Genomic DNA, 22,348 nt, shown 5'->3' on the forward strand with positions numbered 1-22,348 from the left:
GACGGAAACTGTCCGAGCCATTTGTTAGAACTCGTCGGGCAAGATCGGCACAGCGAAAGGGCACGACATGACGCTCCACCACGTCTCGCACGGCGAGGGCATCCCGGTGCTCGCGCTGCATGGCTGGTCTCCCGACCACCGGCTGATGACCGGCTGTCTCGAGCCGATCTTCGCGGACCTCCCGGGGTACCGAAGGCTCTACCCCGACCTGCCCGGGATGGGGCAGAGCCCGGCCGGATCGATCGACAGCTCGGACGGCATCCAGGCCGCCGTCGAGGAGTTCATCGACGCCGAGATCGGCGCCGAGCCGTTCGTGCTGATCGGCGAGTCGTACGGCGGCTACCTCTCGCGCGGCCTGATCGCGAAACGGCCCGAGCAGATCCTCGGGCTCGGGCTGATCTGCTCGATCGGGATCGAACTGGAGAACGCCGACCGGACCGTACCGGACCACGTCGTCCTGCAGTCGGATCCGGGCGTGCTCGACGGGCTGACCGAGCAGCAGGTCGGCGACTTCACCGAGATCACCGTCGTCCAGACCGCCGAGACGTACCGGCACTATCAAGACGACGTGGTGCCAGGTCTCGACGCCGCCGACACCGAGGCGATGGAGCGGATCCGGAAGAACTGGGCCCTCACGATCGCGCCGGAGAGCGGACCGCGGTACGAGCGGCCCTCGCTGATCCTGTGCGGACGACAGGACTCCGTCACCGGGTACGAGGACCTGTACCCGCTGCTCCACCACTACCCGCGCGCCACGTACGCCGTACTGGACATGGCCGGCCACAATCTCCAGATCGAGCAACCCGGACTGCTTGCGGCACTCGTGCGCGAGTGGCTCGGCCGGGTGGCGAGGGAGGCCGGCTGAGGGCTGCCCAGAATGGCTACCAGCCGGTAATGTCGGGACCATGGTGACTGGGAAGCGTCCGCTCGGGTGGTCTGTGCTGGTGGCGTTGACCAACGGGCGGACGCGGATTCCCGACGATCGGCTCGCGGCTGCCGTGCAGGGCAAGGTCGTCCTGGTCACCGGTTCGTCGTACGGGATCGGCGAGGCGACGGCCAAGCGGTTGGCGCGGGCCGGGGCGACCGTCCTGCTGGTGGCGCGGACGGCCGATCAACTCGAGATGGTCGCCGAGGAGATCCGGGCGGACGGCGGCAAGGCGTTCACCTATCCGGCGAATCTGGCTGAGCCGACGGCGATCGAGGAGTTGGTCGCGAAGGTGCTGGCTGAGCATGGTCAGGTCGACGTCCTGGTGAGCAACGCCGGGAAGTCGATCAGACGGTCGGTCGCGGATTCGTACCAGCGGTTCCACGACATCGAGCGGACGAACTCGGTCAACTACCTCGGTCCCGCCAAGCTCGTGCTGGAACTGTTGCCCTCCATGCGCGAACGTCGGCAGGGGCACATCGTCAACGTGTCCACAGCCGGTGTGCGTACTCCCCCGATGGCACGGTGGTCTGCCTATCTGGCGTCGAAGAGCGCGTTCGACGTGTGGCTGCGGTGCGTGGCTCAGGAGGTTCGCGACGACGGGGTGACGACCTCCACGATCTACATGGGGCTGGTGCACACGCGGATGAGCGAGCCCACTCCCCTGCTCAACAAGATGCCCGGGCTGACTCCGGAGCAGGCGGCTGATCAGGTGTGCGCGGCGGTGGCCGACAAGCCGCACAACATCACCCCGCCGTTCGTCCGACCTGCCGATGCCCTGGGCAACCTCTTCAGGGTGCCGACGGACCGCCTCTTCGAGCAGTACTACCGACGGACCGACCGCCCTCGGAAGGAGCAACCGTGACCGGGCGGATCTGGGGTGCCCGATGAGGAGCGCTCGATGATGGGTGCGATGAGGCCGCGACCGATCGCGCCTATCCGGCCGCCCGGGTGGCTGGTCAAGGGCGCGGCCGAGGTCGGTGGGGTGTCGGTTGCGCTGCTGAGGTCAGGGGTGTGGCGGTCGGCTCGGCCCTCGCAGCTGGTGCCGATCGAGCGGGCGCTGCGGCAATGGGGTCAGTCGATGGCGGCGCTCGGAGTAATCGCCGCGATCCGGTACCCGGAACAGCCGGCGGTGATCGACGAGCGGGGCACGATCACCTACCGCGAGTTGGACCAGCGCTGTTCGCGACAGGCCGCCGCGCTGCACGCGCAGTACGGGATTGTTGCTGGGAGCAAGGTTGCGGTGCTGTGCCGGAACCATCGGTGGTTCCTGGAGGCCACCCTGGCGGCATCGCGGCTCGGGGCGGATCTGTTGTTCGTGAACACGGAGTTCGCGCCGCCGCAGTTGAAGGCGCTGCTCGAGCAGCATCGGCCGGATCTGCTCATCCACGACGCGGAGTTCACCGAGGCTCTGCCCGACGACCTGCCCACCCTGCTGGCCTGGGTCGACGGCCCGAGCGAGGCCGCGAGCCTGGAGGACCTTGCCCGGCCAGACGCCGGCGCTGTCGACCCACCCAAGCCGGACAAACCTGGGCACATCACGATCCTGACCTCCGGCACGACCGGCGCTCCGAAGGCCGCGCCACGCACGCCGACCGCGCTGGCTCTCGCCGGACTGACGGTCAGCGCGCTCAACCGGATCGGCCTGCGCTCCGGTGAACCGATGGTGATCTGCCCGCCGCTCTTCCACGGACTCGGCCTGCTCAACTCGATGCTCGCGCTCTTCCTCGGCTCGCCGCTCGTGCTGTCCCGCCGGTACGACGCTGCGGAGGTTCTCGCCGCGATCGACCGGAACCGCGTCGGCTCGATCGTCGCAGTACCGGTGATGCTGCAGCGGATGCTCGACCTCGGACCGGCGGCGATCGCCGGGCACGACCTGAGATCGCTGCGGGCGGTCATCTCCGGCGCCTCCGCGTTGGGACCGGCGCTGGCGGAGCGGTTCATCGCGCAGTTCGGGCCGGTGCTCTGCGACGCGTACGGGTCGAGCGAGATCGGGATCGCCACGATCGCCACCTCCGCGGACCTGCTCGCGGCGCCGGGCACCGTCGGGCGACCTTGCCTCGGGAGTTCGGTGCGGATCCTCGACGCCGACGACCGACCGGTGCCCGTCGGCGAGACCGGGCACATCTTCGCCGGCGGCGGCCTGGTCTTCGGCGGCTACTCCGACGGCAGCAGCAAGACCGTCGTCGACGGCCGGATGAGCACCGGTGACCTCGGGCACCTCGACGCGTCCGGCCGCTTGTTCGTGGACGGCCGCGAGGACGACATGATCGTGTCGGGCGGCGAGAACGTGTACCCGGTCGAGGTCGAGGACTGCCTGATGAGCCACCCGGCCGTCGTCGACGCGGCGGTGGTCGGCGTCCCCGATGAGGAATTCGGCCAGCGACTGGTCGCGTACGTCGTACCGAGCGGTCCCGTCACGGAGGACGACCTCATCGCCCACGTCCGCGCCAACCTGGCCCGCTACAAGACCCCGCGCAAGATCGTCCTGGTGGACGACCTCCCCCGCAACGCGACAGGCAAGGTCCTCCGGAACAAGCTCAACGAGAGCTGACTCAGGTGCTGAAGGTGCCCCGACCGCTGCTGGACGCCGGGGTTCTGCTCAGCCTGATCGTCATCGTGCTGACCGCGTTGGCGCTGTTCGTCCCGTGCCTGCCGCGTATCGTCGCCCGCATCGAGGCGAGCGGGGACCGGCTCGCATTCGGGGCGGACGACTGATGACGGGAGAGGGCCGAGTGAAGATCCTGGTCGGGTACGTGCCGACGGCCGAGGGCGAGGCCGCGCTGGATGCGGCCGCCGCCGAGGCCAAGCTTCGCGGAGCCTCCGTGCTACTGCTCAACACGAGCCGCGGCGACTCCTACATCGACACCCGCTACGCGAACCAGGCCGAGCTCGACGCCGCCCAGGCACGCCTGCGGGAGCTCGGGGTCGAGGTGACGATCCAGCAGGCGGTCAGCAGCGGCGACGTCGCGCACGAACTACTGAAGGCCGCCGAGGCGAAAGACGTGAAGCTGATCGTGCTCGGACTGCGGCGCCGCAGCCCGGTCGGCAAGCTCATCCTCGGCAGCACCGCCCAGCGCGTCCTCCTCGAGTCCCCCGTCCCGGTCCTGGCCGTGAAGGTGCCCTCGCCCCGCGACTGAGTGTCAAGAACGTCCGGGCCGCTCCGTACTACGAGGTAGGAGCCGCCCTGTCGTGGGCGGCGCGATGAGAGGACGACGGTATGAGTTATCCGCAGGTCGGGGTCGGGTTACCGATCTTGGGGGGCGCAGGCGACTCCGCAGGCGATCGTGGAGGTGGCCTCGGCCGCCGATCGGCTCGGGTTCCATGCGGTGGCCGTGTTCGAGCGGTTGCTGTTGCCAGCGGCACCGGACTGGGTGAACTACGCCGGTCTGCCGGAGGACCCGGCGTACGACGCGCTCGAGACGCTGACGTGGGTCGCGGCGGCGACTGAGCGGGTCCGGCTGCACACGGCGGTACTGGTGCCGTTGTTCCAGCAGCCGATCGTGCTCGCCCGCCGGGTCGCAACGATCGACCACTTCTCCCGTGGGCGGATGGACCTCGGCATCGCGCTCGGCTGGCTGCCAGAGGAGTTCGTCGCGACCGGAGTACCGGAGCGGGGCCGGGCGGCGGCATACGAGGAGGCGGTCGCGGTACTGCGCGCCTGCTGGGGGCCGGATCCGGTGGAGTTCAGTGGGGAGCACTTCACGATCCCGCCGGCCAAGATCGGGCCGAAACCGCTCTCCCCGCTCTCCCTGTACGGCGGTGGGGTGACACGGCCGGCGATCGAGCGGGCCGCCCGGATCACCGACGGGCTGACCCTGGCGTTCCGCGACTGGGATTCCTGCCGCGAGAGCATCAACTGGTACCGCGACGCGGGCGGCACCGGCGACATCATCCTCCGCGCCGGCCCGATGAAACCCCACCCGATGCTCGAAGGTCCACCGGCCTTCACCCAGGACTCCATCCTCGACGACCTTCAGCGAGCAGCCGCCGAAGGCATTACCCGAGTCGACTGGGACCTCAACATCATCGACACCCCGATCCCGGACCAGCTGGCCGCCTTCACGAAGCTCGCGGAGCGTGTCTGGTAAATCCGGGTGAGCGGCTGGGGCGGGGCGCCTAAACTGGCTGGTGACATGCCTGATGCCCGGACCGAATCGACCAGTCCTGCCCCAGCCACCGGTTCCGCACAGGATCCCGGGCGGCCGCGCCGACCCCGCCGCCGGCGCCCAAAGAGACCCGCAGGTACTCAGCCCAACGCACCGACCGGTACTACGGACGCCCCGGTGGCCGCTGGTGTGGCTCAGCTAGCGGCGCGGCTGGAGGGGTTGACTGCTGCCGATCGGGAGCAGTTGGGGCGGCGGTTGGAGCGATTGCGGGGGTTGCGGGAGGACGGGAAACGGCAGGGAGCGCTCTCTGACCTCACCGCGCGGATCGAGCAGGCCGAGCAGCGGGTCGAGCGGCGCAGGCTGTCCGTTCCCGAGATCACGTATCCGGAAGAGCTGCCGGTCAGCCAGCTCAAGGACGACATCGCCGCCGCGATCCGCGACCACCAGGTCGTCGTGATCGCCGGTGAGACCGGGTCCGGCAAGACCACCCAGATCCCGAAGATCTGCCTCGAGCTCGGCCGCGGCGTACTCGGCATGATCGGGCACACCCAGCCCCGGCGGCTCGCGGCGCGGACGGTGGCCGAGCGGATCGCCGAGGAGCTCCACACCGAGCTGGGCGACGCGATCGGGTACGCGGTTCGCTTCACCGACAAGGTGAGTGAGCGATCTCTGGTGAAGCTGATGACGGACGGCATCCTGCTCGCCGAGCTGCAGCGGGACCGCGACCTGAGCCGGTACGACACGCTCATCATCGACGAGGCGCACGAGCGCAGCCTGAACATCGACTTCATCCTCGGCTACCTCAGGCAACTGCTCCCCCGCCGCCCGGACCTGAAGGTGATCATCACTTCGGCGACGATCGACCCGGAGCGCTTCGCCGAGCACTTCGCGGACAGCAAGGGCGAGCCCGCCCCGATCGTCGAGGTGTCCGGCCGCACGTACCCCGTCGAGGTCCGCTACCGGCCGATCAACGACCCGGACGACCCGAGCACCCTCGACCGCGACCAGACCCAGGCGATCCTCGATGCCGTGGACGAGCTCGCGCACGAGGCGGCCGGCGACGTACTGGTGTTCCTCAGCGGTGAGCGGGAGATCCGCGACACGGCCGACGCGCTCGCCGACCACAACCTGCGCAACACCGAGATCCTGCCGCTGTACGCGCGGTTGTCCAACGCGGAGCAGCATCGGGTCTTCCAGTCGCACGGCGCGTCGAGAAGGATCGTCCTGGCCACGAACGTCGCCGAGACGTCGTTGACCGTGCCCGGCATCAAGTACGTGATCGACCCCGGCACCGCCCGGATCAGCAGGTACTCGCACCGCACGAAGGTCCAGCACCTGCCGATCGAGCCGGTCTCGCAAGCCAGCGCGAACCAGCGCAAGGGCCGCTGCGGCCGGACCAGCGACGGCATCTGCGTCCGGCTGTACTCCGAGGAGCACTTCGAGGGCCGGCCGGAGTACACCGATCCGGAGATCCTGCGGACCAACCTCGCCTCGGTCATCCTGCAGATGACGTCGATCGGTCTCGGCGACATCGCCGCGTTCCCGTTCATCGACGAGCCGGACAAGCGCAGCATCACCGACGGCCTGCAGTTGCTGACCGAGCTCGGCGCGATCGACTCGGCCAAGGCGGCGGACCGCACGCGCCGCCTCACCCCGACCGGGCGGCAGCTCGCCCAGATCCCGCTCGACCCGCGGCTGGCCCGGATGATCGTCGAGGCGGACAAGCACGGCTGTGTCCGCGAGGTGATGGTGATCGCCTCCGCGCTCTCGATCCAGGATCCCCGCGAGCGTCCGACCGACGCGGAGGCGCAGGCCACCCAGGCACACGCGCGGTTCCGCGATCCCAACTCGGACTTCCTCGGCTTCCTGAACCTGTGGAACTACCTCAAGAAGCAGCAGAAGGAGCTGTCCGGCAACCAGTTCCGCCGGATGTGCCGCAGCGAGTACCTGAACTACCTGCGCGTCCGCGAGTGGCAGGACATCTTCGCCCAGCTGCGCCAGGTCGCGAGCCAGATCGGCGTCACCCTCAACTCGGGCGAGGCCGCGGACCCGCAGAGCGTGCACGTCTCGCTGATGGCGGGTCTGCTCTCGCACCTCGGCATGAAGGACCCGGCGAACCAGCACCAGTACCTCGGCGCGCGCGGCACCAAGTTCGCGATCTTCCCGGGCTCCGGGCTGTTCAAGAAGCCGCCGCAGTTCGTGATGGCCGCCGAACTGGTGGAGACGTCCCGCCTCTGGGCCCGGGTGAACGCGAAGATCGAGCCCGAGTGGGCCGAGGACATCGCCCAGCACCTGATCAAACGCAGCTACTCCGAGCCGCACTGGGAACGCAAGGCCGGCGCCGTGATGGCCTACGAGAAGGTCACCCTGTACGGCGTACCGATCGTTGCCCGGCGCAAGGTCAACTACGGCAAGGTGGACCAGGAGGTGTCCCGCGAGCTGTTCATCCGGCACGCGCTGGTCGAAGGCGACTGGGACACCCACCACAAGTTCTTCCACGAGAACCGCAAGCTGATCGAGGAGGTCGAGGAGTTGGAGGAACGCACCCGGCGCCGTGATCTGCTGGTCGACGACGAGACCCTGTTCGCCTTCTACGACGAGCGGATCGGGTCCGACGTCGTCACCGGGCGGCACTTCGACACCTGGTGGAAGAAGGCCCGGCAGCGCGATCCGGATCTGCTCGACTTCGAGCGGTCCCTGGTGGTCCGCGAGGGTGCGGAGGTCAAGGAGGAGGAGTTCCCGCTCACCTGGACGCAGAACGGGATGACGTTCGACCTGACGTACGCCTTCGAGCCCGGCACCGACGCGGACGGCGTCACCGTGCACCTCCCGCTGCTGGTGCTGAACCAGGTCACCGCCGACGGGTTCGAGTGGAGTGTGCCCGGCTTCCGCGAGGAGCTCGTCACCACCCTGATCAAGTCGTTACCGAAGGCGATCCGGCGCAACATCGTGCCGGCGCCCGACAACGCCCGGCAGGTGCTGCCGCTGCTCGATCCGGCCTCGGGTCCATTGACCGATGCGCTGGCTCGAGAGTTCCGCTCGCTGCGGGATGTCGTGATCGAGCCGGAGGACTGGGACTGGACGCGGGTGCCCGAACACCTGCGGATGACGTTCCGGGTGGTCGACGACCAGCGGAAGACCGTGGCCGAGGGCAAGGATCTCGCGGCGCTGAAGGAGCGGCTGAAGCCGAGGACGAAGGCGGCCATCTCCCAGGTCGCGTCGAAGGCGGTCAGCGGCCTGGAGCGCTCCGGGCTGACCGACTGGACCTTCGGCGACCTGCCGCGCAGCTTCTCCGAGCACCGCAACGGTCTGACCGTCGCGGGGTACCCGGCGCTGGTCGACGAGGGCAAGACCGTGGCGATCCGGCTGCAGGAGACCGAGCGGGACCAGGCAGCGGCGATGTGGAACGGCACCCGCCGGCTGCTGCTCCTGACCATGCCGTCTGTCATCGACGTAGTGCAGCGCAGCCTGACCAACCAGCAGAAGGTGACGCTGCTGGCCGGGCCGCACCGCAATGTCGGCGATCTGCTGGACGACGCGATCTCCGCGGCGGTCGACCAGCTGATGGCGGGAGCGGGTGGTCCGGTCTGGAACCTCACCGGTTTCGCCGGTCTCCGCGATGCCGTCCGGTCGAATCTCGCCGACACCGTGCTGACGATCCTGCAGCAGGTCGAGCAGGTCCTGGCGCACGCGCGCACGGTGGACAAGCAGATCTCCAGGTCGTCCAGTCCGGCCCTGCTCGCGGCGCTGTCCGACGTACGGGGTCAGCTGGAAGGGCTTGTGCACCGCGGCTTCATCACCGAGGCCGGAGCGAAGCGATTGCCCGATCTGGTGCGTTATCTGCGCGGGATCGAGCAGCGGCTGGACAAGATCGGCGCCAACGCGATGCGGGACCGGTCCGGGATGGCGATCGTCCAGACGCTGACCGACGAGTACCAGAAGCGGCTGCGCGCGGTACCGACCGGCAAGTACCCGAGTCCGGAGCTGCTCGAGGTCCGCTGGATGCTCGAGGAGCTCCGGATCAGCCTGTTCGCTCAGACCCTCGGCACGCCGTACCCGGTCTCGGACAAGCGCATCCGCAAGGCACTCACGACTGCGTAGCCTCCGGCATCGGGGCGTCGAGGTAGGCCAGCACGACGTCGCGGACCAGGTCGGTGCGGGCGAGTCCGAAGAAGTGGGTCGTGCCCGGGAACACCGCGAGCTGCGACGCGGGCACGCCCACGAAGTCGCCGTTGACGTCGCTGCCCCGCAGCTGCGCGAACTTCACCGCGTGCTCAAGCTTCACGGCGTCGTTGTCGCCGACGGTGATCAGCGTCGGCGCGGCGATCCCGCGGATGTCCTCGTCGGACCAGCCGGCCGTACCGCGGTCGTAGCCGCCGAGCTTGTCGAGCAGCACCTGCAGGTGCTCGAGATCCGGGTGAGGCGACTTGGCCAGGTACGCCGCTTCCATCGGCGTACCGGCGATCATCTCGACCTTCATCTCACCGATCGCGGCGTTCTCCGGCCGCTCGCCGTCGGGGTGGAACGACACCGAGGAGATGATCGCCTTGCGGATCAGCTCGGGGTTGCGGATCGTGAGGTGCAGTGCCACCGCGCCACCCACGCTGAAGCCGAAGACGTCGACCTTCGGCACGTCCAGGTGCCGCAGCAGGCCGATGACGTCCGAGGCCAGGTCGGCGGTCCCCAGCGGGCGGTCGACATCATTGGTGCGCCCGTGCCCCTGGAAGTCGGTAGCGATGACCTGGCGGTTTTCGGCCAGACTCGGCAGCAGCTCCCCGAATTGCTGGTCGATGTCGAACAGCCCGCCGTGCAGCAGCAACAGCGGTGTACCGCCCTCGCCATGGATCTCGTAGTACATCTGCAGGCCGTTCACCGGCGCGTACCCGGTCTGCGGTGCGTTGGTCACGACGCTCTCCCCTGCGGTCGGATGCCCCTTGGATATCAGTTCCAGGGGGCATCCGACCATCCGTCAGAGGTAGCTGACCACGTACCGCTGCCGGCGTGAACAGCTAGCAGCCGCGACCCCGGGACGTCGAAGGTCGCGGCTTCCCGTTCGCCGGGTGATGCGTGCGGATTCACTCCAGGCAGATCCTGAAGGGGTGGCCGGCCGGGTCGGCGTACACGCGCCAGCCGCGCTCGTTCTCGGCGGGCGGGGCGTCCACCGGGTCGAGGGGCTCGGCCCCGAGGGCGACGACCGTCGCGTGTCCGCTGGACAGGTCGTCGACGATGAGGTCGAGGTGAAGTTGCTGACCATCTGCACCAGACGAGCCGGCCGCCCCGGGCCAGGTGGCCGGGACATAGTCCTCCGAGCGACGGAAGCCGAGCGTCGACCCGGGGCCGGTGAGGCTCCGCCAGTCGTCGTCACCGTGCTGGTCGACCTCCAGGCCGAAGAGCGCCGAGTAGAACCGGGCGAGCTCGAGCGGGTCCGGGCAATCCAGCACCACCGAGCCGAGCCGCCCGGCAATGCTGCCCGGCTGCTCTGCCACCTGCGTCATCTGTCCTCCAGCTTCCTTGTCAGGATGATCTACTGAGCCGCGCCCACTCTGGTTGGCAGGCCCGACCGACCGCCAACGATGACAGGTCGCACCGACAGTCCGCATCTTTCGACACGCCTTGTTGAGGAGTCAGTCGTCTCCGGCTGACGAGCACCCAGGCGTTCACACCTCGAGGAGTAACCCACACTCGGGCTTGCCACCTGCGCACTGCTCAGCCTCTTCGCCCTGGGCCAGTACCAGCCTGTGGCCATCGCCCTGCTCACGGCGATCGGCGTGGCTTTCAGCGCGTTCGCCGTCGCCGGGCAGAACAGGACCCTCGACGTAGCACCGGGCAGTACCGACATCGCTCGATGACGAGGGCTTCGTGGCAGAGTGCCGCCATGACCGACGCCTTCGTGAAGGAGAGGCACGACGCTCCGCCCGGGTTCTTCGAGGTCGAGGCCGCCGGTCTGCGCTGGCTGGACGTCCCCGGCGGCGTCCCGGTGGTGCAGCCGCTGCAGGTGTCCCCCGGCCGCCTGGTGACCCCACGACTCCATCCGGTGCCGCCGACGGGCGCTGCCGCTGACGAGTTCGGCCGGCGGCTGGCAGTCCTGCACGACACCGGCGCGCGCCACTTCGGCGTACCGCCTGATGAGTGGGAGACCGACGGTTACATCGGCACGATCGAGTTGCCGCACAGCTTGGAGCCCACGAAAGCGTGGGGTGAGTTCTACGCGTCTCTGCGGGTCCGGCCGTACCTACGAATGGCCTACGACCAGGGCACGATCGACGACCACCAGCTGGCCGTCTTCGAGCGCTTATGCCGCAAGTTGACCGACGGTGCGTATGACGACCCGGCGGAGCAGCCGTGCCGGATCCACGGTGACCTGTGGTCCGGCAACGTCTTCTGGACCGCCGACGGAGTGCAACTGATCGATCCGGCGGCTCACGGCGGCCACCGCGAGACTGACTTGGCCATGCTCGGGCTGTTCGGCATGCCCCAGTTGGAGCGAGTACTGCGCGCCTACAACGAGGCGCACCCGCTGACGGACGGGTGGCGTGATCGGGTCGGTCTGCACCGGCTCCATCCGCTGCTGACGCATGTGGTGATGTTCGGCTCGTCGTACGTGCCCCGGGCCCTCGCGATCGCGCGGAAGTACTGGCGCTAGACCAACTGGCGCTGGCTAGGCTCCGCCTCCTGGCTCCTGGGACTGCAGCACTCGATCCAGGAGCCAGGCGGTCTCCTGGTCGAGGTCCTGCTCGGCCAGAGTCAGCTCCGTCGGCTCCGCGTCGTCGCTGTCGCGTACCTGGAGCTGGTAGACGTACCTGTCGGGCTGCGGGCGCCCGGAACCCAGCCGGGCCTGGTCCAGGCCGCGGGCGACCCGTTCGAGCCGCTCCGCGTCCGGATCAGCCGACGTGTCGAGCTCGCCCCGGGCCATCAGGCCGGCGAAACCACCGCTGCGTACCACTCTGAGGATCAATCCCGGGCCTTCCGTCCGCGTCGTACCAAACCTTTGCCCGCGCCGCGGCGGTTGTCCAGCGCCGTACGACACGCCGGGCGAATTCACATCGGACTTGCGGCCATTACCCGGCGTACAGGGCCCGTTGTCCACCCTTGTCGGGGTCCGGAACCGCCACCACAGCCCTGCCTGAGCGCGAATCTGCAGGTCGGCGGGGGTTTCGTTGTCCATGGGCCAGGCCGGGCCAGCCCGGCGGGAACCAGTCATCTGGGCGACCGGAAAGCCACGGAGCGTGGCGGGCTGCGACTTTCCGCGACACGTGTTCGCGGTCACCCCCCACACGAGGCTCGAGATCGGCTACAGTTATCGCGTTGCAGTTTTGGACTCCCACTGACTTTCGCTGTGCTGTACGGCCGGTTTCGTCGTCTGGGGCCTTTCGGCGACACGCGGTTCATGAGGTGTGGATCGCGTCTTGTTACAAGCCATCAAGGAGATAGACAACAATGGCTGTCGGTACTGTCAAGTGGTTCAACGCTGACAAGGGCTTCGGCTTCATCACCCCGGATGACGGTGGCGCGGACGTGTTCGCGCACTACTCGGCCATCCAGACCTCGGGCTTCCGCTCGCTGGACGAGAACCAGCGCGTCGAGTTCGAGATCACCCAGGGCCAGAAGGGCCTGCAGGCGGAGAACATCCGCCCGATCTGATCTCAGGATCAGGACCTTCTAAGAACTGAATAACGAGAGGGCCGCTCACCGACCGGTGGGCGGCCCTTTCATTTACCCTCACGAGCACCGTCGTACTCCGGTACGAGTCGTTGCCCGTCAGGCGTAGTTGCCGGCTGCTTGTGGGTACCGTCCTGGCAACCGTTGAGGAGACCGATGAGCGACGACCCCCACGCCCACTACCTGCGCGAGCAGGAGGACACCGGCGAGCGACTAGACCGGCAGTGGAACGAGCTGCTGCAGGAGCTGCGGCTGGCCCAGACCGGCACCCAGATCCTGTTCGCGTTCCTGCTCGCCATCCCCTTCACGGACCGCTTCCAGGACGCCGACGCGTTCACCCACGACGTCTACGCCGGCACCCTGATCACCAGCGCGCTCGCGGTCGGGCTGTTCCTGGCCCCGGTGTCGTTCCACCGGATCCTGTTCCAGAAGAAGATGCGCGACAAGATGATCCCGATCGCCGGCCGGATGGCGGCCGGCGGCCTGTTCTTCCTCATCCTCGCGATCAGCAGCGGCGTCCTGCTTGCCCTCGACGTCGTGCTGTCCCGCACGGCCGCGTTCGTGGTCGTCGCGATCGTGCTCGTCTGGTTCGTCACCTTCTGGTACGTCATCCCCCTGTGGATCAGGCGGTCTAGCCGCGCAACCGAGGAATGACCTCGGTCGCGATCTGCTCGAGGGTGTCCTCACTGCCGGCGTAGACGCCTTCGGCGCGGGGCCAGTGGGTGATGACGTCGGTGAAGCCGAGGTCCGCCGCCCGGCCGACGACATCCTCGAAGGCGTCGACGCTGCTCAGGGAGTAACGTGCCGAGTCCAGCGCGAGGTACCGGTCGAACGGCCGCCCCTCCTCCAGTACGTCGTCCAGCCGGTGGCTGAGGTCGCGCACCGAGGAGAACCAGGTCTCGAAGTCGGCCGACTTCAGCCCGGTGGTCACCCAGCCGGCGCCGTACCTGGTGGCCAGGCGGAGGGAGCGCGGGCCGTTCGCCGCCATGATGAAGGGCACTCGCGGCTGCTGGACGCACCCGGGCAGCGTGCGCGCGTTCCGGGTCTCGAAGTACTCGCCCAAGTGGTCGACGCCGTCCGTGGTGAGCAACGTGTCGAGCAGCCCGACGAACTCCTCGAGCCGGTCGACCTTCTGCCGTGCCGTCAGCTCGTCGCCGCCGAGGATGGTCTGGTCGATGCCGCCGCCGGAGCCGATCCCGCAGAGGAACCGGCCCTGCGAGATGTCGTCCAGCGCAAGGACCTCGCGGGTCAGCGTCAGCGGGTGCCGGAAGTTCGGCGAGGTGACGAACGTGCCGAGCTTGACCGTCGAGGTCACCAGCGCCGCCGCGGTAAGCGTCTGCGTGGTGCCGTACCACGGGGAGTCCTGCAGGCCGTGCCAGGTGAGGTGGTCGTAGGTCCAGGCGTGATCGAAGCCGAGCTCCTCGGCCCGTCGCCACTTCGGCTCCGCCTCGGACCAGCGGTACTCCGGCAGGATCGTGATTCCGAATCGCATGATCCGCACAGTAACGGGTAGCCAGCGGACCTCGCCGACGCGGGAACCGCAGGAATAAATTGAGTGTTCAACTACATTGGAGGGAGAAAGAACCCGAGAGGCGGAGACGATGAGCGACACCCTGCAAGTCAGGCGGACGCCGGTGCTGTACCTGAGCCACGGCGCGCCGCCGCTGGCCGACGACCGGCAGTGGACGGCAGAGCTCGCCGCTGTCTCCGCCGGCATCACCAAGCCGAAGGCGATCCTGATCGTGTCGGCGCACTGGGAGGCCGCGCCGCTGACCCTCGCCGCGACCGACACCGTGCCACTGCTGTACGACTTCTGGGGCTTCCCGGAGCGCTACTACCAGGTCCAGTACGCCGCCCCGGGCGCGCCGGAACTCGCGGACCAGGTCCGCAAACTGCTGAACTCCCCCGCGGCTCCCGTGTACGACGACCCCACCCGCGGGCTGGACCACGGTGCGTACGTGCCATTGAAGGAGATGTACCCCGAGGCGGACATCCCCGTCCTGCAGGTATCGATGCCGACGCTGGACCCGAAGCAGTTGTTCGACATCGGCCGCAAACTGGCGCCGCTCCGCGACCAGGGCGTGCTGATCGTGGGCAGCGGGTTCACCACGCACAACCTGAGCGCGGTCAACCTCGGCGGCTCGCCCGGCGGCGCCGCACCGAGCTGGTCGATCGAGTTCGACGACTGGGCCAGGCGAGCACTCGCCGCCCAGGACGTCGACTCGCTGATCGACTTCCTGCACAAGGGACCGGGCGCCTCGATCGCCCACCCGCGGACCGAGCACTTCGCGCCGCTGTTCGTGTCGCTCGGCGCCGCCGAGGACTCGCTCGGCTCGGCCGACACCGTGGTGGACGGCTTCTGGTACGGCTTGTCCAAGCGCTCCTGGCAGCTCGGCTGACCGTTCCTGGCCTTGCGTCCGAAGACCCGAGGGCTATGCCTCGGCTTCTTCGGACGCTAGCGGGTTGGGCGACGCTAGCGGGTCGGGGTGTCGAAGGTCGCCAGGTGGGTGGTGCCGATGCTGCTCAGCCACACCTTCCCGTCGCGCTCCCGTACTCCGGTGGGCATCCGGAAGTCCGGGTGCTTGCCCCGCAGATCGTGCACCAGGTTCCCGTCGTCGTCGTACGCCTGGATCTCGATGATGTCGGCCGCCTTCGGCTTCAGGGACTCGGGCAGACCCCAGACCACCTTGCGCAGTACCGGCGGTTTGGGCAGCAGGAAGTCCAGCAGGGCGTTGCGCGGTGAGCCGACCGCCACCCAGATCAGGCCGTCCGAGCCGCGCGCGATGTTGTCCGGCAGTCCGGGGATCATCGTGACCAGTTCGGGCTCGGCGTCCTCGGTGGTCAGGTCGAGCTTGAACAGGCCGTAGCTCGCGGTCTCGGCGAAGAACAAGGTGTTCTGGTCAGCGCTCAGCGCCACCCCGTTGGGGAACGGGCGGTTGGTCGTCAGCCGGGTGAGCTCGCCGTCCGGGGTGAGCCGGTAGAGGCTGCCGGTGCTGGAGTGCTCGAGCAGGTCCGCCATCCACTCGCCGATGCCGAACCGGGTGGACGAGTCGGTGAAGTAGATCGTGCCGTCGGGCAGGATGTCCGCGTTGTTGCAGAACTTCATAGGCCGGCCGTCGATCTCCGCGAGCAGCGTGGTGATCCGCCCGTCCTTGTCGAGCGTCAGCAGCCCGCGGTTCGCGTCGCAGATCAGCACCCTGCCGTCCGGGAGCCACTCCAGGCCGAGCGGGCGGCCGCCGGTGTCGGCCAGCACGCTGATCGCGCTGCCGTCGGCGCTGACCCGGAGGATCCGGCCGTCCAGCAGGCCGGTCAGCACGCTGCCGTCCTCGTCGATCAACGCGTCCTCGGGTCCGGCGCCCGGCAACGCGACGGTCCGTACCTCGATTGGCTGCGGCTGGCGGGCCGCGGGAGCCGCCGGAGGCGTCCAGCGAACAGGAGCGATGCTCGACTTCGGGCTCATGACCCGACAGTAACGGCTGACACCGTCAACAGATCGAAAACAATCCGGAAGGGGTGTATCGACTCAGCCAGTCGTTGATCTCGGCGAGCGGCTGCGGGCGGAGACTGTAGACCCGCCGTTGCGCTTCTTGGCGAACTTCGACCAGCCCCGCATCTCGCAGCACGCGCAGGTGCCGCGAGACGCCCGGGCGGGCGATCGGTAAGAGCGTCGCCAGCTCACCCGCGGTTGCCGGGCCCTCAGCCAGGGTCTCCAGGATCGTCCGTCGGCTGTTTGTCCACGAGGGCGCTGAGAGCGGTTCCATTGCATGTTTGTACCAAGGCAGTTACGTACCCGTCAAGGTACATAACGAGCCACCCGGGCAGGCGCAGACTGCAGGTGCCGACTATGGGCGGGCCCAGCTCTGCCATCTGAAAAGTTCAGTCAATCCAGGCTGGTTTTTCACCCAGTTCCGAAGGAGCCCACGATGTTCACCTTCACCCGTACCGTCGAAGCAGCCCCGGACCAGGTGGTCCGCTCCTTCACCGAACCGGCATACTTCGCGCGGTGGTTCGTCGCGGAAGGTTTCACTACGCCGCCCGATCGCGTCGCCATCGAGGTCCGTCCAGGCGGGACCATCTCGGCGGTCTTCGTGGCCACGCAGGACAGCACAGAGGTCCCGTTCTCCTTGAAGTTCGGTGAGCTCGATCTGCCCCGGACGCTCGTCATCCACCTGTCCGGGCCTGACGAGGTCGTCACAGTGACACTGTGCGAACTCGCCGCGGACCGGACCGAACTGACCTACCACAGCTCCGGCCTCACCCCGGAACAGCAGGCCGAGGTCGAGTCCGGCGTGTCCCACATGCTCGACCTGCTGGCCGAATCGCACCGCGCCGACCCAGCCTGAGCGGAGCTACTCGCTCAGCCGGGTCGCTCGGTGGACGGCGCTACTCGCCCGTGGAGCCGTCCAGGCGTTCGCGGAGCAGGTCGGCGTGGCCGTTGTGGCGGGCGTACTCCTCGATCATGTGAGCGAGCACCCACCGCAGGGTGTAGCGCTTGCCGTCGTCGTCCCCGATCGTGCCCGGCTCCAGGTCCGTGATGACGGACCGCGCGCGTTCGACGGCTTCGTCGTACCGGTGCAGGTCCGCGGAGTACTGGCGCGGGTCCAGCCCGATCCAGTCGCCCTCCGGGTTCTCGTCCGACGAGTAGGCGTACTCGACCGGCTCGTCCGTGAAGGTGCCCACGAACCAGCCGACCTCGACCTCGGTCAGGTGGCGGATCAGCCCGTGCAACGTCATCGAGGACGGTTCGACCGACGGCGTGCCGAGCTGCTCGGGCGTGAGTCCCTCGCACTTCAACCGGAGAGTGGCGCGCTGGAAGTCCAGGAAGCCGATCAGCGTCTCCTTCTCCCCAGCCTCGGCGGGCGGATCGGGTCTTCCGTCGAGGTCCATGCCAGGAACCTACCTTCCAGAACCGACAACCGCGGGGCAATATCAGCCGTCCGGCCTACATCGGGCCGGCTGCATCAGGTGGGGCCTGGACTGCCCAGCAGGCGGCGGGTGAGGGCGTCCTGGGAGGAGAGGAGTTCGCCGGCGGCCGCGCGGAGTTCGGCGTCCCCGACCGAGCCGGATCCGTTCTCAGCGGCGAGCAGCACAGCCCGCCGTACGAGCTCCCTCGCAAACGAAGCGGTGGTTCCTTCGGTCTGGGCTACCACTTCGTCGACCGTGGACTGGCTGAACTCGAGTCCGGGTCCGTAGAGCGACAGCAGGCGCGCCCGCCCGTCGGAGTCCGGCAGTGGCACCTCCACCGCCAGGTCGATCCGCCCCGGCCGCTGAACGAGCGCAGGCTCGAGGACATCCGCACGGTTGGTGGTGAGCAGGAAGGCCACGTCTGCCTCCTCGGCGAGACCGTCCATCTCGTTGAGTACCTGGAAGAGCAGCGCGTTGCCGCCTTGGAAGTGGTCCCGCGACTCGGCGATCAGGTCACAGTCCTCCAGCACGACCAGCGCCGGCTCGAGCATCCGGGCGAGCGCACAGGCCTCGGCGATGTACCTGATGCTGATGCCGGCGAGCAGCACGACGGTGAACGACGGAAGCCGGGACAGCAGATACCGGACCGTGTGGGTCTTGCCCGTCCCCGGCGGCCCGTACAGGAGCACTCCCCGGCGAAGATGCTGGCCGGCCCGCAGCAGCGTCTCGCGGTGTTCGGCGATGCCGATCACCTCACGTTCGACCCGCTCGAGGACGCCCGGCGGCAGCACCACGTCCTCCCGGCTGAGGTTCGGCCGGCGGTGCAGCAGGAACGGCCCGACGCCGTTGCCGAAGTCGTGCCCCTCGAAGGACACCACCTTGCCGCGGAACACGTTGTGCTCCCGGACGAGATCGGGCAGAGCACCCAGGAAGCGCTCTCCGGCTTCCTTGCCGGTGGCAAGCACCTCCAGCTGCACGGTCATCCGGCCGTACTGCGGGTTGGCCTTCCGCAGCAGCGCGACGTACCGCTCGTCGCCCTGGACACCGAGGTAGAACCCGAAGGCGACGCAGTCCATCCGCTCGTCCACGTCGATCGAGATCCGCTCGTAGTCGACCGCGCCCACGCCGTACTGGCGTTGTTCGGCGACCTCGAGCAGTTCCGACAGGGTGTAGTGGTTCCGGTCCTGTCCGGCCAGCCCGATCACCTCGAAGGTGTCGAACCACGCCTCCAGGGCCAGTTGCACGTTCGGCAGGTCGAACGGGGGGAACCCTGACTCGATCACCGGCAGCCCCTCCGGATCGACGCCGAGATGCGCGAGCAACCGCTCTCTCAGGTTCTCCCGGCCCGCCCCGACCCGCGGTAACTGCATCCGCTCCAGGAACCCGGTGAACAACCTGGCGAACTCGTCGATCTCCTCGCGCTCGCGAAACTGCTCGTGCTCGGGCATCGGGTCCCCCAGTTCGGATGGTGGCCGTACCGGAGGATCCTCCGATACGGCGTATAGGCTCTCCACCATGACATCGACTGAGTCCACTGCCCGTCCGTACAGCGCTTTCCCGGTACGGATCGGCGTTCAGGTTCAGCCCCAGCACGCCGAGTACGCCGACATCCGGCGGACCGTCGCCGCGGCCGAGGAGATCGGCGTCGACGTGGCATTCAACTGGGACCACTTCTACCCGCTCTCGGGTGAGCCCGACGGCCTGCACTTCGAGGCCTGGACCATGCTCGCCGCCTGGGCGGAAGCGACCGAGCGGGTCGAGATCGGCGCCCTGGTCACCTGCAACTCCTACCGCAACCCCGACCTGCTCGCCGACATGGCGCGGACGGTCGACCACATCAGCGACGGCCGGCTGATCCTCGGCATCGGGTCCGGCTGGTTCCAGCGGGACTACGACGAGTACGGCTATGAGTTCGGTACGGCGGGCGGCCGGCTGGACGCGCTCGGCGAGGCGCTGCCGCGGATCGAGCAGCGCTGGACCAAGCTCAACCCGAAACCGACCCGCGACATCCCGGTGCTGATCGGCGGTGGCGGCGAGAAGAAGACGTTGAAGCTCGTCGCGCAGCACGCGAACATCTGGCACGGCTTCGGCGACGCCGAGACGATCGCGCACAAGCACGACGTGCTCGACGGGCACTGCAAGACGATCGGCCGCGACCCGGGCGAGATCGAGCGCTCGGCCGGCGTCGGCGACAAGACCCCCGAGGAGCTGGGCAAGTCCCTGCTCGACGTGGGCACCCGGCTGTTCACCATCAGCACCTCCGGCCCGGACTACGACCTCGGCCTGGTCCGCGACTGGGTCGCCTGGCGCGACGAGGTCAACGGCCAGGTCTGACCACCTGCCGCCCGCGGTCCGCAGTACCGGCGTACTCCGGACCGCGGGCGTGGCGGTGGCGCCTGGCTTCGCTAGGATTTCCGCCATGCCTACGCTGCCTACGAACGGTTCGGTGCTGCCCATCACGCGGTGGGGCGAGGACGTCATGCACCGGCTGAACAAGCCCGTCACCGAGTTCGGCGAGGACCTGCACAAGCTCGTCGCGGACATGGTCGCGACGATGAACGCCGCCGAAGGTGTCGGTCTGGCCGCGAACCAGGTCGGGGTCGACCTGCAACTGTTCGTCTTCGACTGCCCCGACAAGGACGGCGTGCAGCACCAGGGCGTCGTCTGCAACCCGGTCGTCGAGCTCCCCGAGGGCAAGGACCGCCGGCTGGACGAAGGCGAGGAGGGCTGCCTCTCGCTGCCCGGCGCCTTCACCAAGTGCGTCCGCCCGGACTGGGCCCGCGTCACCGGCGTCGACGAGAACGGCGAGCCTGTCACCTACGAAGGCACCGGCCTCTTCGCCCGCTGCCTGCAGCACGAGACCGACCACACCCAGGGCACCGTCTTCGGCGACCGCCTCTCCCGCAAGTACCGTAAGCGCCTCTACGCCGAGGCCGAGGAGCTCGCCCTCGACTACCCGTCCGACTGGCCCGTCTCCCCCATGCTCCACCCTGAGGACCACCAGGAAGAGGAAGGCCTCAACGCCTGACCTGGACACCGGTCCGCCGGGCGCGGCGCTCTTCCAGCCCAGGCCTGGTGTCAGGCGCTCACCACAGGGACGATTTGAGGTCGTCCTCGAGGATGGTGGCGACGGTTTCGTCGGGGGTCTGGCCAGTGGTGTCCAGCCAGAGGCCTCGGCGAGGCGTGTCGGCGAGGCCGGTTTGCAGGGCCTTCACGGCCTCCGCGAGAGTGCCGCCCGGTGGTTGCCAGTCGCGGTAGGAGTTGGATCCTCGGGCCAGTTCGCGTTCGACGATCGAGTCGACGGACGGGGTCAGGACGACCAGGTGCGGCTCGGCCAGGCCGGCGAAGGAGTCGAGCCAGCGGGTGACGTCGTCGCCCATCATGATGTCGGAGCAGACGAAGTCGAAGCCGGCTTCGACGTAATGCCGGGCCACGAGGGCGGTTGCGTCGTACCGGAGGCGGAGTTGGCGGACCGCCTCGTCGGAAGGCTCGGGCGTCATCACCGCGGACCCGGCGACAACCGCGTGGTAGAACACGTCGCCGTCGATGGTGGCGGCGGGTGGACCGAGGCGGGCGGCGAGCAGTGGGGCGATGGTGGACTTCCCGGCGGCCTGCATTCCGGTGATCAGCACGACTTTCCGCATGACGGCCATCCCATCACGAGCGTCCAGCGGTTTTCGGCCATAAACTGCGGCAGTGAGTGGAGCGTCCCGAGGCTCAGGTCCCAGACGGCCGGTCACGCTCGACGATGTCGCGCGGGAGGCGGGTGTCTCGCAGCCGACCGCGTCCCGAGTGCTCAACGGCTCGTCCCGCAAGGTCGCCGAGAGCTATCGCCAGCGGGTCCTGCACGCCGCCCGCGAGCTCGGCTACACCCCGAACCTCCCGGCCCAGGCGATGGCCCGCGGTACGTCGCGAACGATCGCGCTGGTGATCAGCCTGATCTCGGACCCGTACTTCTCCGCGATGGCGGCCGAGATCATGAAGCAGGCCGAGACGCTGGGGCTGCACGTGTCGATCGCCGTCACCGAGCGGCAGGCGGATCGCGAGCTCGACCTGGTCCGTGAGCTCCGTGGCCAGCAGCCGCGAGCGATCATCCTGGCCGGTTCCGGGTACGTCGATCCGCCGTCCGAGCAGCAACTCGTCGACGAGCTCCAGCGGTACGAGGAGACCGGCGGCCGGGTCGTCCTGATCAGCCGGTCGGACCTGCCGTTCGAGACCGTCGACTTCGACAACCACGAAGGAGCCCGGCAGCTGGCACTCCAGCTCGCCGGGCTCGGCTACCAGCGTTGCCTCGTACTCGGCAGCGGCACTCCCCTGCTGAGCATGCAGCGACGCGTCGAGGGATTCGTGGCCGGTCTGGAGGAATCGGGGGTCGCGGACGCCGGCTCCCGGGTACACCACCCCGACTTCAGCTGGTCCGGAGCCCGCGAGTTCATCCTCGGCCTGGGCGACGACCAGCTCCGCGACCTGCAACTGGTGTTCGCCGTCACCGACGACATGGCGCTGGGCGCACTCGCCGGTCTGCGCGAACGCGGCCTTCGCATCCCCGAAGACCTCGGCATCGCCGGCTTCGACGACATCACCACGCTCCGGGACGTAGTACCGAACCTGACCACCGTCCACGTAGCCCTGGACGCCGTCGCCGAGGAAGCCGTCCACCGAGCCACCACCACCGACCCGAACCCCACCCGCCGAACCGCGCCCGCCTACCCAGTACTCCGCGCCAGCACCCCGCCGCTCCCGACCTGAC

Annotated in this window: 24 protein-coding genes; 15 read left to right on the forward strand and 9 right to left on the reverse strand. The window is 68.6% G+C overall.

All coding sequences use genetic code 11. The features are described from left to right. Positions 1-67 precede the first annotated feature (67 nt). From EV644_RS29855 to hrpA, 7 genes are all read left to right on the forward strand, one after another. The gene (locus EV644_RS29855) at positions 68-865 is read left to right on the forward strand and encodes an alpha/beta fold hydrolase (protein WP_132192302.1); all 798 of its coding nucleotides are present in this window, start codon (positions 68-70) and stop codon (positions 863-865) included. A gap of 40 nt (positions 866-905) precedes the next feature. Next, on the forward strand, positions 906-1,790 hold the full coding sequence (locus EV644_RS29860) for an SDR family NAD(P)-dependent oxidoreductase (protein ID WP_132192303.1): 885 nt from the start codon (positions 906-908) through the stop codon (positions 1,788-1,790). Positions 1,791-1,838: 48 nt separating this feature from the next. Further along, positions 1,839-3,479 (forward strand): AMP-binding protein, encoded by a 1,641-nt coding sequence (locus EV644_RS29865; RefSeq protein WP_241998985.1) that lies wholly within the window; start codon positions 1,839-1,841, stop codon positions 3,477-3,479. Positions 3,480-3,493: 14 nt separating this feature from the next. Then, on the forward strand, positions 3,494-3,643 hold the full coding sequence (locus EV644_RS44760) for a hypothetical protein (protein ID WP_158292962.1): 150 nt from the start codon (positions 3,494-3,496) through the stop codon (positions 3,641-3,643). Beyond that, positions 3,643-4,065: a universal stress protein gene (locus EV644_RS29870; RefSeq protein WP_199240058.1), complete on the forward strand. Its 423-nt coding sequence runs from the start codon at positions 3,643-3,645 to the stop codon at positions 4,063-4,065. The genes EV644_RS44760 and EV644_RS29870 overlap by 1 nt, the downstream gene beginning before the upstream one ends. Before the next feature lie 87 nt (positions 4,066-4,152). Further along, positions 4,153-5,016 (forward strand): TIGR03619 family F420-dependent LLM class oxidoreductase, encoded by an 864-nt coding sequence (locus EV644_RS29875; protein ID WP_132192304.1) that lies wholly within the window; start codon positions 4,153-4,155, stop codon positions 5,014-5,016. 195 nt (positions 5,017-5,211) lie between these two features. After that, positions 5,212-9,135: an ATP-dependent RNA helicase HrpA gene (gene hrpA / locus EV644_RS29880; protein WP_132192305.1), complete on the forward strand. Its 3,924-nt coding sequence runs from the start codon at positions 5,212-5,214 to the stop codon at positions 9,133-9,135. Here hrpA and EV644_RS29885 read toward each other — a convergent pair. Together EV644_RS29885 and EV644_RS29890 are read right to left on the reverse strand one after the other, a co-directional pair. After that, a complete protein-coding gene (locus EV644_RS29885; RefSeq protein WP_199240059.1) occupies positions 9,122-9,940 on the reverse strand; it encodes an alpha/beta fold hydrolase in 819 nt (272 codons plus the stop codon). The genes hrpA and EV644_RS29885 overlap by 14 nt on opposite strands. A 169-nt stretch (positions 9,941-10,109) precedes the next feature. Continuing rightward, a complete protein-coding gene (locus tag EV644_RS29890) occupies positions 10,110-10,529 on the reverse strand; it encodes a VOC family protein (RefSeq protein ID WP_132192307.1) in 420 nt (139 codons plus the stop codon). Positions 10,530-10,879: 350 nt separating this feature from the next. Here EV644_RS29890 and EV644_RS29895 point away from each other — a divergent pair, with 350 nt between their 5' ends. Continuing rightward, on the forward strand, positions 10,880-11,677 hold the full coding sequence (locus EV644_RS29895; RefSeq protein WP_369410552.1) for a fructosamine kinase family protein: 798 nt from the start codon (positions 10,880-10,882) through the stop codon (positions 11,675-11,677). A 15-nt stretch (positions 11,678-11,692) separates the two neighbouring features. On the opposite strand, the gene EV644_RS29900 is transcribed toward EV644_RS29895, so the two are convergent. After that, positions 11,693-11,989 (reverse strand): protealysin inhibitor emfourin, encoded by a 297-nt coding sequence (locus EV644_RS29900; RefSeq protein WP_241995982.1) that lies wholly within the window; start codon positions 11,987-11,989, stop codon positions 11,693-11,695. Between the two features lie 482 nt (positions 11,990-12,471). Between EV644_RS29900 and EV644_RS29905 the strand changes: the two genes are divergently transcribed. Beyond that, positions 12,472-12,675, forward strand: coding sequence for a cold-shock protein (locus EV644_RS29905; protein ID WP_012921273.1), 204 nt, complete (start codon positions 12,472-12,474; stop codon positions 12,673-12,675). 174 nt (positions 12,676-12,849) lie between these two features. Beyond that, positions 12,850-13,347 carry a DUF6328 family protein gene (locus EV644_RS29910; protein ID WP_132192309.1) on the forward strand — a complete coding sequence of 166 codons (498 nt, stop codon included), beginning with the start codon at positions 12,850-12,852 and terminating at the stop codon, positions 13,345-13,347. On the opposite strand, the gene EV644_RS29915 is transcribed toward EV644_RS29910, so the two are convergent. Continuing rightward, the gene (locus tag EV644_RS29915; RefSeq protein WP_132192310.1) at positions 13,325-14,185 is read right to left on the reverse strand and encodes an LLM class flavin-dependent oxidoreductase; all 861 of its coding nucleotides are present in this window, start codon (positions 14,183-14,185) and stop codon (positions 13,325-13,327) included. The two genes, EV644_RS29910 and EV644_RS29915, sit on opposite strands and share 23 nt — an antisense overlap. A 109-nt stretch (positions 14,186-14,294) precedes the next feature. Here EV644_RS29915 and EV644_RS29920 point away from each other — a divergent pair, with 109 nt between their 5' ends. Further along, complete coding sequence (locus EV644_RS29920) at positions 14,295-15,092, forward strand: dioxygenase family protein (protein ID WP_132192311.1); 798 nt, start codon at positions 14,295-14,297, stop codon at positions 15,090-15,092. Positions 15,093-15,166: 74 nt separating this feature from the next. On the opposite strand, the gene EV644_RS29925 is transcribed toward EV644_RS29920, so the two are convergent. Beyond that, a complete protein-coding gene (locus EV644_RS29925; RefSeq protein WP_241998987.1) occupies positions 15,167-16,153 on the reverse strand; it encodes an SMP-30/gluconolactonase/LRE family protein in 987 nt (328 codons plus the stop codon). A gap of 25 nt (positions 16,154-16,178) precedes the next feature. Continuing rightward, complete coding sequence (locus EV644_RS29930) at positions 16,179-16,454, reverse strand: ArsR/SmtB family transcription factor (RefSeq protein ID WP_132192312.1); 276 nt, start codon at positions 16,452-16,454, stop codon at positions 16,179-16,181. Positions 16,455-16,616: 162 nt separating this feature from the next. Here EV644_RS29930 and EV644_RS29935 point away from each other — a divergent pair, with 162 nt between their 5' ends. Next, the gene (locus EV644_RS29935) at positions 16,617-17,036 is read left to right on the forward strand and encodes an SRPBCC family protein (RefSeq protein WP_132192313.1); all 420 of its coding nucleotides are present in this window, start codon (positions 16,617-16,619) and stop codon (positions 17,034-17,036) included. A gap of 40 nt (positions 17,037-17,076) precedes the next feature. Here the strand turns inward: EV644_RS29935 and EV644_RS29940 are convergent, their stop codons facing one another. Both EV644_RS29940 and EV644_RS29945 read right to left on the reverse strand, forming a co-directional pair. Then, a complete protein-coding gene (locus tag EV644_RS29940; RefSeq protein ID WP_132192314.1) occupies positions 17,077-17,580 on the reverse strand; it encodes a DinB family protein in 504 nt (167 codons plus the stop codon). A gap of 74 nt (positions 17,581-17,654) precedes the next feature. Beyond that, positions 17,655-19,046: an AAA family ATPase gene (locus EV644_RS29945; RefSeq protein ID WP_132192386.1), complete on the reverse strand. Its 1,392-nt coding sequence runs from the start codon at positions 19,044-19,046 to the stop codon at positions 17,655-17,657. 67 nt (positions 19,047-19,113) lie between these two features. Between EV644_RS29945 and EV644_RS29950 the strand changes: the two genes are divergently transcribed. Both EV644_RS29950 and def read left to right on the forward strand, forming a co-directional pair. Next, positions 19,114-19,932, forward strand: a complete 819-nt coding sequence (locus tag EV644_RS29950) for an LLM class F420-dependent oxidoreductase (RefSeq protein WP_132192315.1) — start codon at positions 19,114-19,116, stop codon at positions 19,930-19,932. Between the two features lie 85 nt (positions 19,933-20,017). After that, positions 20,018-20,626 (forward strand): peptide deformylase, encoded by a 609-nt coding sequence (gene def / locus EV644_RS29955; protein ID WP_132192316.1) that lies wholly within the window; start codon positions 20,018-20,020, stop codon positions 20,624-20,626. A 58-nt stretch (positions 20,627-20,684) separates the two neighbouring features. On the opposite strand, the gene EV644_RS29960 is transcribed toward def, so the two are convergent. Continuing rightward, positions 20,685-21,242, reverse strand: coding sequence for an AAA family ATPase (locus tag EV644_RS29960; RefSeq protein ID WP_241998989.1), 558 nt, complete (start codon positions 21,240-21,242; stop codon positions 20,685-20,687). Between the two features lie 52 nt (positions 21,243-21,294). Here EV644_RS29960 and EV644_RS29965 point away from each other — a divergent pair, with 52 nt between their 5' ends. Then, a complete protein-coding gene (locus EV644_RS29965) occupies positions 21,295-22,347 on the forward strand; it encodes a LacI family DNA-binding transcriptional regulator (protein WP_132192318.1) in 1,053 nt (350 codons plus the stop codon). Position 22,348 lies beyond the last annotated feature (1 nt).

Origin of the sequence: Kribbella orskensis, from assembly GCF_004342085.1 — a bacterium.
Classification (GTDB): domain Bacteria; phylum Actinomycetota; class Actinomycetes; order Propionibacteriales; family Kribbellaceae; genus Kribbella; species Kribbella orskensis.

What these genes read in the sequence shown, in the direction of transcription:
- EV644_RS29855 (WP_132192302.1), top strand. Translation starts at nt 68, where the DNA reads ATGACGCTCCACCACGTCTCGCACGGCGAGGGCATCCCGGTGCTCGCG.
- EV644_RS29860 (WP_132192303.1), top strand. Translation starts at nt 906, where the DNA reads ATGGTGACTGGGAAGCGTCCGCTCGGGTGGTCTGTGCTGGTGGCGTTG.
- EV644_RS29865 (WP_241998985.1), top strand. Translation starts at nt 1,839, where the DNA reads ATGAGGCCGCGACCGATCGCGCCTATCCGGCCGCCCGGGTGGCTGGTC.
- EV644_RS29870 (WP_199240058.1), top strand. Translation starts at nt 3,643, where the DNA reads ATGACGGGAGAGGGCCGAGTGAAGATCCTGGTCGGGTACGTGCCGACG.
- EV644_RS29890 (WP_132192307.1), bottom strand. Translation starts at nt 10,529, where the DNA reads ATGACGCAGGTGGCAGAGCAGCCGGGCAGCATTGCCGGGCGGCTCGGC.
- EV644_RS29895 (WP_369410552.1), top strand. Translation starts at nt 10,880, where the DNA reads ATGACGAGGGCTTCGTGGCAGAGTGCCGCCATGACCGACGCCTTCGTG.
- EV644_RS29905 (WP_012921273.1), top strand. Translation starts at nt 12,472, where the DNA reads ATGGCTGTCGGTACTGTCAAGTGGTTCAACGCTGACAAGGGCTTCGGC.
- EV644_RS29910 (WP_132192309.1), top strand. Translation starts at nt 12,850, where the DNA reads ATGAGCGACGACCCCCACGCCCACTACCTGCGCGAGCAGGAGGACACC.
- EV644_RS29915 (WP_132192310.1), bottom strand. Translation starts at nt 14,185, where the DNA reads ATGCGATTCGGAATCACGATCCTGCCGGAGTACCGCTGGTCCGAGGCG.
- EV644_RS29920 (WP_132192311.1), top strand. Translation starts at nt 14,295, where the DNA reads ATGAGCGACACCCTGCAAGTCAGGCGGACGCCGGTGCTGTACCTGAGC.
- EV644_RS29925 (WP_241998987.1), bottom strand. Translation starts at nt 16,153, where the DNA reads ATGAGCCCGAAGTCGAGCATCGCTCCTGTTCGCTGGACGCCTCCGGCG.
- EV644_RS29930 (WP_132192312.1), bottom strand. Translation starts at nt 16,454, where the DNA reads ATGGAACCGCTCTCAGCGCCCTCGTGGACAAACAGCCGACGGACGATC.
- EV644_RS29935 (WP_132192313.1), top strand. Translation starts at nt 16,617, where the DNA reads ATGTTCACCTTCACCCGTACCGTCGAAGCAGCCCCGGACCAGGTGGTC.
- EV644_RS29940 (WP_132192314.1), bottom strand. Translation starts at nt 17,580, where the DNA reads ATGGACCTCGACGGAAGACCCGATCCGCCCGCCGAGGCTGGGGAGAAG.
- EV644_RS29945 (WP_132192386.1), bottom strand. Translation starts at nt 19,046, where the DNA reads ATGCCCGAGCACGAGCAGTTTCGCGAGCGCGAGGAGATCGACGAGTTC.
- EV644_RS29950 (WP_132192315.1), top strand. Translation starts at nt 19,114, where the DNA reads ATGACATCGACTGAGTCCACTGCCCGTCCGTACAGCGCTTTCCCGGTA.
- def (WP_132192316.1), top strand. Translation starts at nt 20,018, where the DNA reads ATGCCTACGCTGCCTACGAACGGTTCGGTGCTGCCCATCACGCGGTGG.
- EV644_RS29960 (WP_241998989.1), bottom strand. Translation starts at nt 21,242, where the DNA reads ATGCGGAAAGTCGTGCTGATCACCGGAATGCAGGCCGCCGGGAAGTCC.